Origin of the sequence: Mycobacterium sp. (assembly GCF_035314665.1) — a bacterium.
GTDB lineage: Bacteria > Actinomycetota > Actinomycetes > Mycobacteriales > Mycobacteriaceae > Mycobacterium.
This window is the reverse complement of sequence record NZ_DATFZD010000392.1, coordinates 1-4,267: the sequence shown is the minus strand read 5'-3', so window position 1 is coordinate 4,267 and position 4,267 is coordinate 1. Positions and strand designations below refer to the sequence as shown.

General features: G+C 66.3%; 4 protein-coding genes. 2 read left to right on the top strand and 2 right to left on the bottom strand.

Annotated elements, in window-relative coordinates; translation table 11 throughout:
- Positions 1 to 534: ATP-grasp domain-containing protein (locus tag VKI00_RS27920; protein WP_324443990.1), on the bottom strand; the 534-nt coding region annotated here is incomplete at its 3' end.
- 264 nt (positions 535 to 798) lie between these two features.
- Here VKI00_RS27920 and VKI00_RS27915 point away from each other — a divergent pair.
- Together VKI00_RS27915 and VKI00_RS27910 are read left to right on the top strand one after the other, a co-directional pair.
- Complete coding sequence (locus VKI00_RS27915; protein ID WP_414687316.1) at positions 799 to 1,842, top strand: M23 family metallopeptidase; 1,044 nt, start codon at positions 799 to 801, stop codon at positions 1,840 to 1,842.
- A gap of 3 nt (positions 1,843 to 1,845) precedes the next feature.
- Entirely contained in the window at positions 1,846 to 2,469 is a 624-nt protein-coding gene (locus tag VKI00_RS27910; RefSeq protein WP_414687315.1) for a hypothetical protein, read from the top strand.
- On the opposite strand, the gene VKI00_RS27905 is transcribed toward VKI00_RS27910, so the two are convergent.
- Positions 2,466 to 4,267, bottom strand: a 1,802-nt coding sequence (locus VKI00_RS27905) for a 3'-5' exonuclease (RefSeq protein WP_324443988.1), incomplete at its 5' end; no start/stop codon positions are given. The genes VKI00_RS27910 and VKI00_RS27905 overlap by 4 nt on opposite strands.

Below are 4,267 nucleotides of genomic sequence, written 5' to 3'. Positions count from 1 at the left end.
CTCCCACAGTTTGGAGATGGTGACCGCGGCGGCGTCCAGCACTTCGGCCGGCAGGTGGCCCTGTTCGGCGATCGAACGCGCAGTCGCCAGATCGACGCCCTTGACGGCGTTAACCGGAACCTTGGCCAGCCGTTCGGGCTTGGTGGCGGCCACCTCTTCGATCTCCATGCCACCCTCGACGGAACACATCGCCAGGTAGGTCCGGTTGGCCCGGTCGAGCAGGAAGGAGATGTAGTACTCCTCGGCGATGTCGCTGGCCTCAGACACCAGCAGCTTCTTGACGATGTGGCCCTTGATGTCCAGGCCGAGGATGTTTTTCGCGTGGGTGTAGGCGTCCTCAGCGGTCGCGGCGTACTTCACGCCGCCCGCCTTGCCTCGGCCACCGGTCTTGACTTGGGCCTTCACCATGACCGGCCGACCGATCTCCTCGGCGATCGCCTTGGCGCCTTCGGGCGTGTCGGTCACCCGGCCGGGTGTCGTCGGGACGTTGTGCTTGGCGAACAGCTCTTTCGCTTGGTACTCGAAAAGATCCATGGGCTCACTTCTATGTGTCGGCCTATTTGCCTGTATGTACGCGAGCCCAGGGTTTTCCGATGCCCGCTTGCGGGAAGCGTATCGACACGGCCGAGGGGTTCCGTCGTCGGCATCCGCGGATGTGGCAGATCTCACCGCAGCACCTGAAGTGATTCAAATCACATTCACAGGCGGATTTCCCGCTTGGCTTGCGATGCCGCGTGGTCGGCGTTAACGTCTCAGGGTCCAGATAACGCTTTGGTTACGCTCCGAGGGACAATCAGGTTGACCCAGCCCAGCCTTGCACGGTCTGCTGCGCCTGAAGGCGCACGGCAATCGCGCGACCGCAGGCTGGAACTCGACCGCAACGAAGTCACCGACATCATCCCGTTCAACGAGTTCGGCAGCCTTGATGACCTGGACTTCAGCGACAATTCCGCGTTCGACAAGGAAGCGCAGGTTCTGCGCGCGCCCGAGCTCGACGACCTGGACGACACCGACAACCTCCCTGTCATGGCGTTGGCCGGACCCAGCGAGGACGAGACGCGTGTCCTGCCTCGGGTCGACTCGCACCGGCCCGAGCTGCGCAGCCGTCGAAACGATCCGGATCTGCCCGGACGCCGGGGCCAGCACCGCAAACAGCTGAACGGCGCGACGCGAGGTCGGGTGTTGATCGGCGCCATGGCCGCCGGCGCCGCAGCCGCTGCTGCGCACTCCGCCACCCACACTTCCGACCGCTCCAAGGCCGAGACGGTGCTGGCCGCCGACTCGGCGAGCATGAACGGCGGGCCCATCTCCACCTCGGCCCGCGGCATGCAGATGGTCGCCGTGCAGCCCGCCGCAAACGTCGCGGTGCACAACGCGGAGCTGGCCAAGGGCGTCGCGTTCGCCCAAGAGCGCGCCGAGCGCGAGGCCCGGCTGCAGCAGCCACTGTTCGTCATGCCGACGAAGGGCATATTCACTTCGGGTTTCGGATACCGCTGGGGTGTGCTGCACGCCGGTATCGACCTCGCGAACTCGATCGGCACCCCGATCAGGGCGGTGTCCGACGGAGTTGTCATCGACGCCGGCCCGACCGCGGGCTACGGGATGTGGGTCAAACTGCGCCACGCGGACGGAACGGTCACCCTCTACGGTCACGTCAACACCACGATGGTCAGCGTGGGTCAGCGCGTGATGGCGGGCGACCAGATTGCCACCATGGGCAATCGCGGCAATTCAACCGGCCCCCACCTGCATTTCGAGGTGCTGCTGGGTGGCACCCAACGCGTGGACCCGGTGCCGTGGCTGGCCAAACGTGGCCTGTCCGTCGGCACCTTCGCCGGTTGACCGGTGACCGGACCGAACAACCCTACGCCAGGCGATCACCCGCCCACCCAGACGCCAAGCGAGCCCATGCGCGCCCGCGTCAGCTCTCCGGCGCCTGAAAGCGCGCCCCAGACGCGTATCATCCGGCGAGCGCCGACCGCGCCGCTCCCGCAGATATTGGACGACGCCCGCACGACGCAGATCCCGCGCCAGCCCCCGCCCTCCGCCTACGCCGGGCCCAGCCCGCGCCCGCCTCGCGCGAGCGGCCTGCCGGGTGAACCCGTCAGCGCGACGGCGGTGGCCGCCGCCGCTGTCAGCATCGTCAGCGGCTGGGCGACCTCGGTCGTGGCAACCGACCTGATCGCGGGCTGGTGGAAATCCGACCGGCTGTTCTGCGTCGCGGTGGCGTTCCTCGCGATGGTGTTCGCACTGGCCACGATCTGCGGTGTGATCATGCTGCTGCTTCGCCGTTCGCTGGGCCGCTACCTGATCGTGGCCGGGGCGGTGATCGCCCTATTGACCTATGGTGGCGTGTTCATCGCCGGAGCACGCGTCGCCTGGATTGTGCACGCCCTGCCCCTGCTGCCGATTTCCACCGCGGTGTTGGCGCTGCTGCCACGCACCAAGGACTGGCTGCTCGACGGCTAAAGCTTGCTGACGGGAGCGTGGTTGTGCATCAGCTTGACCCGCCCTGAGCTGCCGAAGTCGATCAGCGACATGGCTGATTCGCCAACACCGGACACCTCTTCCACCCGGCCCAGCCCGTACTTGTCGTGGGTAACCCGATCGCCGGGTTCCAGCACCAATAGCGGGCGTTTGCTCACCGACGAACGAGTGGGCGACGGACGCGGCGAGCCGAATCGCCCGGCGCCGCTGACCGGCGCACTAAACGACGGGGTGGGGTCGGTGCGCCGCCAGTCGATGAGCTCCTGCGGGATCTCGCGCAGGAACCGCGACTCGGGGTTCAGCATCGGCTGTCCCCACGACGACCGCACCTTGGCCCGGCTGACATACAGCCGCTGACGCGCCCGGGTGATCCCGACGTAGGCCAGCCGCCGTTCCTCGGAAAGCTCATTGGGATCGCCCAATGCCCGCATGTGCGGAAACATGCCGTCTTCCCAACCGGTCACGAACACCACCGGGAATTCCAGCCCCTTGGCGGTGTGCAACGTCATCAGCGTCACCACACCGGCGCTGTGCTCGGGGATTTCGTCGGAGTCGGCGACCAGCGACACCCGCTCCAAGAATTGCGCCAGCACACCGGTGTCCGGCACGTCTTCGTCGTCGGGCGTGCCGACCGTCTCGTCGAGCGCCGCCGCGTTCTCCAGGTCGGTGGCGAATTCGTGTGCGACGCTGACGAGTTCGTTGAGGTTGTCCAACCGGGCCAAGTCTTGCGGGTCGGACGACGATTCCAGCTCCGCGCGATATCCGGTGCGCTCCAGCACCGCTTCGACCAGCTCCCCGAGCGGGGCGTCGAGCCGGCCACGCAGATCGTCGAGCATCTCGACGAAACCCGCGATCGCCTTGACCGACCGGGTGTTCAGCATCGACACCTTGCCTTCGGCGGCGGCCTCGAGCGCGTCGGCGAAACTGGAACCCGTGTTCTCGGCGTACACCGCCACGCAAGCCTCGGCCCGATCACCGATGCCGCGGCGCGGCGTGTTGAGGATGCGTCGCATGCTGACCGCGTCCCCCGGATTGTCCAGCACCCGAAGATATGCGACGAGGTCGCGGATTTCCTTGCGCTCGTAAAACCGCACACCCCCAACGACTTTGTACGGAATGCCGGCGCGGATGAACACCTCTTCCAACGACCGCGACGAGTTGTTGGTGCGGTAGAAAACCGCCACATCGTTGTAGGTGAGATCGCCACCGCCGACCAGCGCGTCGACTTCCTCGGCGACGAATCGTGCCTCGTCGTGCTCATTGTCGGCGACGTAGCCGACGATCAGCTCGCCCTCGCCGGCGTCGGTCCACAGCCGCTTTTCCCGACGTCCCGAGTTGCGCGAGATCACCGAGTTGGCCGCCGACAGAATGTTCTGCGTGGAGCGGTAATTCTGTTCGAGCAGAATCGTCGTGGCGTTGGGGTAGTCGCGTTCGAAATCCTCGATATTACGAATCGTGGCGCCGCGGAACGCATAGATCGACTGGTCGGCGTCGCCGACCACACACAGCTCACCGGGCGTCACACCATCTTCGACGTCGCGGCCGACCAGCTCCCGCACCAGCACGTACTGGGCATGGTTGGTGTCCTGATACTCGTCGACCAGGATGTGCCGGAACCGCCGACGATAATGCTGGGCGATCTGCGGGAAAGCCTGCAGCACCGCGACCGTCTCGCCGATCAGATCGTCGAAGTCGAGCGCGTTGGCCGCCCGCAGCCGGTGCTGGTATTCGGAGTAGACGGCGGCCACCGTGCGCGCCAGGTCATCGGCCTGATCGCAGA